The sequence below is a fragment of the Dietzia sp. UBA5065 genome (assembly GCA_002415925.1).
GTDB lineage: Bacteria > Actinomycetota > Actinomycetes > Mycobacteriales > Mycobacteriaceae > Dietzia.
This window is the reverse complement of record DIAZ01000031.1, coordinates 1-4,186: the sequence shown is the minus strand read 5'-3', so window position 1 is coordinate 4,186 and position 4,186 is coordinate 1. Positions and strand designations below refer to the sequence as shown.

The 4,186-nt window shown below is 69.9% G+C and carries 3 protein-coding genes and 1 pseudogene; 3 read left to right on the top strand and 1 reads right to left on the bottom strand.

Going from position 1 to position 4,186, the window contains the following annotated elements:
- Positions 1 to 16: 16 nt before the first annotated feature.
- Genes B4M60_RS02265 through B4M60_RS02255 form a run of 3 tightly spaced genes read left to right on the top strand, consistent with a single transcriptional unit; the run spans position 17 to position 2,575 of the window.
- On the top strand, positions 17 to 796 hold the full coding sequence (locus B4M60_RS02265) for a CoA-transferase subunit beta (protein WP_291079889.1): 780 nt from the start codon (positions 17 to 19) through the stop codon (positions 794 to 796).
- On the top strand, positions 793 to 1,914 hold the full coding sequence (locus tag B4M60_RS02260; protein ID WP_291079886.1) for an NAD(P)H-dependent flavin oxidoreductase: 1,122 nt from the start codon (positions 793 to 795) through the stop codon (positions 1,912 to 1,914). The genes B4M60_RS02265 and B4M60_RS02260 overlap by 4 nt, the downstream gene beginning before the upstream one ends.
- A 58-nt stretch (positions 1,915 to 1,972) precedes the next feature.
- Complete coding sequence (locus tag B4M60_RS02255) at positions 1,973 to 2,575, top strand: hypothetical protein (protein WP_291079884.1); 603 nt, start codon at positions 1,973 to 1,975, stop codon at positions 2,573 to 2,575.
- 161 nt (positions 2,576 to 2,736) lie between these two features.
- Here B4M60_RS02255 and B4M60_RS02250 read toward each other — a convergent pair.
- Positions 2,737 to 4,186 (bottom strand): annotated as a pseudogene (locus B4M60_RS02250) (hypothetical protein); the annotation flags it as partial.

Here is a 4,186-nt window from a genome sequence, read left to right as displayed (position 1 = left end):
AGAAGGGAGCCAAGTGATGTCCGACGTCACCACCGAGCCCGTCACCAGGGCCGAGTACTGCGCTGTCGCGTGCGCCGAGATCTTCGCCGGCGCCGGGGAGATCTTCGCCTCCCCCATGACCCCCATGGCCACCATCGGCGCGCGCCTGGCGCGGCTGACCACGGAGCCGGACCTGCTCATCACCGACGGCGAGTACCGCTTCCTCGGCCAGACCCCGCCGCTGGGCAAGCTCATCGACTTCGAGGGCTACATCCCCTTCCCCCGCGTGTTCGACGTCCTCCAGGCGGGTACCCGCCACGTGGTGATGGGCGCCAACCAGATCGACCGGTACGGCAACCAGAACCTGTCCGCGTTCGGGGACGACGTCCAGAAGCCCACGCGCCAGATGTTCGGCCTTCGCGGCGCCCCCGGCAACTCGATCAACCACGCCACCAGCTACTGGGTGGGCCGGCACTCGACGCGGGTGTTCTGCGAGAAGGTCGACATCGTGTGCGGCATCGGGTACGACCGGTACGAACAGGGCGACCCGGCCTTCCGCTTCCACCACATCCCGACGGTCGTCACCAACCTGGGCGTGTTCGACTTCCAGGGCCCCGGCCACACCATGCGCGCCGTGACGCTGCACCCGGGCGTCACCGCGGAGGAGGTCGCGGAGAACACCGGTTTCGAGGTGGCCGGACTGGCCGAGGCGGGCGTCACGCGCGACCCGTCCGCCGAGGAGCTCCGCATCATCCGCGAGGTGATCGACCCGCGCGGCGTCCGTAACCGCGAGGTGCCCGCGGAGGAGACGAAATGAGTGACGTGACAGGGCACGACGACGACGTGACCACCGGCCGGGCCGCCACGCTGTCGACCGACTTCACCCGACTCGTCGGCGTGGAGTACCCGATCGTCCAGACCGGCATGGGCTGGGTCTCCGGGCCCGAGCTCACGGCGGCCACCGCCAACGCCGGCGGGCTGGGCATCATCGCCTCGGCGACCATGACGTACGCCGAGCTCGAGAGCGCGATCGTGCGCACCAAGGAGCTCACCTCCAAGCCGTTCGGGGTCAACCTCCGGGCCGATGCCGAGGACGCCGCCGAGCGGTGCGAGCTGATGATCCGTCACGGGGTGAGGGTCGCGTCGTTCGCCCTCGCGCCCAAGCCGGAGTTGATCGCCAGGTTGAAGGAGAACGGCCTCGTCGTCGTCCCCTCGATCGGCGCGGCCAAGCACGCCGTCAAGGTCGCCTCCTGGGGCGCGGACGCGGTGATCGTCCAGGGCGGCGAGGGCGGCGGCCACACCGGCCCGGTCGCCACGACGCTGCTCCTGCCGAGCGTGATCGACGCCCTCGGCGGGCCCGGCACCACGTCGATCCCGGTGGTCGCGGCCGGCGGGTTCTTCGACGGCCGCGGCCTGGTGGCCGCCCTGGCCTACGGCGCCGCGGGCGTGGCGATGGGCACGCGGTTCCTGCTCACCAGCGACTCGCGGGTGCCGGACGCGGTCAAGCGGCAGTACCTCGAGAAGGGGCTGCAGGACACGGTCGTGTCGACCCGCGTCGACGGCATGCCGCACCGCGTGCTGCGGACCGGCCTGGTCAACGCGCTCGAGTCCGGCAGCCCCGTCAAGGGGATGGTGGCGGCCGTGCAGAACGCCAACAAGTTCAAGTCCATGACGGGCATGAAGTGGCAGACGCTCGCCAAGGACGGCCTCAACATGAAGAAGTCCTCCGAGCGGACCTGGCAGCAGATCGTCATGGCCGCCAACACCCCGATGCTGCTCAAGGCCGGGCTGGTGGAGGGCAATACCGAGGCCGGCGTGCTGGCCTCGGGCCAGGTCGTGGGCATGATCGACGACCTGCCCAGCTGTGACGAGCTGATCCAGCGCATCATGACGCAGGCGCACGATCGGCTGGAGGCCCTGCGTGGCCTATCCTGAGAGACGCACATCTCACACGCGGGAGCGTCACGCCCCGCTGCTCTCTTCCGGAGGATCTATGACCGCGCCCCGCACCGCCGCCCGTACCGCCGCCGTCCTCGGCGCGGCCGCCGCCCTGACCATGGCCGGAGCCGGCGCCGCGATGGCCGCGACCACCAGCCACGAGGTCACCGGAGAGAAGCTCGCGGTGACCTTCACCAAGGAGGGCGCGTTGGACCTCGCGGTCTGCTTCGCGGCGGTGGCGCCCACCGCAAGCGCACCCGCGCTCATCAAGCAGGTCAACGGTGCTGCCGGGGGCGATCTCGGAGACATCGTCGCTCTGATCTCAGGCAAGACCGCGGTCACGGTTCTCAAGACCAAGGAGCTCTTCCCCAACGCGATCCCGAGCGTCGCCGTCCGCAGCCAGACCGTCTACGCGACTCTGGAGCCCAACGTCTACACGCTGGTGTCGAAGTGCACCGGCTCCGATCCCGTGATCAACCCGGGCGTCATCGTCGGCGACCCGGCCACCGCCATCCAGGGCAGCATCGGGACGCTGTCCTCCGACGGCGACGCGCTCGGCGTCCTCTCCTCGGCCCTCGGCGGCGAGGGCGAGTCGGGCAGCCCGCTCTCCGGGCTCCTCGGCGGAACCGGCTCCGGCGCCGGTACCGAGACCGAGTGACCTGACCACGCTCCGTCAGTCGTGAGCCCCTCGCCACCGTGGCGAGGGGCTCACCGCATTTCCCTGGCGTGAGCGGGGCTGCGTCATCCCCCGCTCCGCGGGCGCAAAACCGAGGACCCGTCTCCCCCAGGGGAGACGGGTCCTCGGTTGTCAGCGGGTGATCAGCCGCCACCGTTCGGCTGCACCGGGCCGGGAGCCGGCGGCGGTGCGGACGTGGTCGTGGCGCCTACGCCCGCTCCTGCGATCCCGAGGCTACCCGGAAGCAGGCCATCGATCTGCGGCAGAGGCGGCAGGACGATCGTCGGCAGTTGGATACCCGGCGGGAGGGGGATCAGCCCGGTGTTGATCGCGTGGATCACTCCACCGACCGACAGGGCGGTCAGCCCCAGCGAACCCAGCGCCAGCGAACCAGTGCTGACTCCGCCCGCGGATCCGACCAGGATCGGGGCGAGCGAACCCGCACCACCGAGGGAGCCGAGGGCTTCCTCGATCGAACCCGCACCATCCGGACCCAGCGACCCCTCGAGCGAGCCGAGCGGACCCGACTCACCCCCGGAACCGAAGGCCTCCTCGAGCGACCCCAGCGGACCCGACTCGCCACTGGAGCCCAGCGACTCCAGGATCGACCCGAGCGAACCAGCCGCCAACGAACCCTGGACAGAGCCCTGCTCGACCGAACCCGCAAACGATCCCGACTCACCGTCGGAACCGAGGCTGCCCTCGACCGAACCCGCGGCATCCGGACCCAGCGATCCCTCGAGCGAGCCGACCGAACCCGATTCGCCGAGCGAACCCTCGAGCGATCCCGACTCACCGTCGGAACCGAGGCTGCCCTCGATCGAACCCGCGGCATCCGGACCCAGCGATCCCTCGAGCGAGCCGACCGAACCCGACTCGCCGAGCGAACCTGTGAGCGATCCGACCGGGAGGCCCAACGACCCGAAGATCGTGGCGAGGATGGTCTCGAGAGACCCACCGCTCGACCCGTCGTCACCCAGAGAGCCCTCGACGATCGTGCCGATGCTTCCTCCCGAGAGCGAACCCGTCCCGTTTCCGCCCGGCGGCACGATGACCACCGGTGCAGCGGTGACATTCGTCGTGCCCGAATCGACATTGGTCACCAGGACCGTTGTCGTCGTCGGAGCGGTCACCGGCGGAACCGTGATGTCCACGGTTGTACTCGGGAACACGATCGACGTGGTGTACGTCGTCGTCGGCGATGCCGTGAACGTTGTCGGCTGCAGGATCTGAGTCACTGCGGACTCGGTCACCGTGGCAGTCGTCACGGCCGTCGTGGTGGTCGGAACCAGCTCCGTCACCGTCGTCGCCGTCGTCGCCGTCGTCGTCGCCGTCTCCGTCGCCGTCGTCGTCGCCGTCACCGTGGACATGACTGTCGACGTGGTGACACTGACAACCGTCGAGGTCTCCGGGTCAGGAATCACCGTTGTGATGCTCGTTGCCGTCGTCGTGACCGGAGCAGCCGTCGTCGTCACCGTCGTCGTGACCGGAGCAGCCGTCTCCGTCGTGGTGACCGGAGCAGCCGTCGCCGTCTCCGTCGTCGTGACCGGAGCAGCCGTCTCCGTCGTCGTCACCGTAGCAGCCGTCGCCGTC

Bases quoted from the DNA above. Each gene is read 5' to 3' on its own strand.
- B4M60_RS02260 (WP_291079886.1), top strand. From the start codon at position 793: ATGAGTGACGTGACAGGGCACGACGACGACGTGACCACCGGCCGGGCC.
- B4M60_RS02265 (WP_291079889.1), top strand. From the start codon at position 17: ATGTCCGACGTCACCACCGAGCCCGTCACCAGGGCCGAGTACTGCGCT.
- B4M60_RS02255 (WP_291079884.1), top strand. From the start codon at position 1,973: ATGACCGCGCCCCGCACCGCCGCCCGTACCGCCGCCGTCCTCGGCGCG.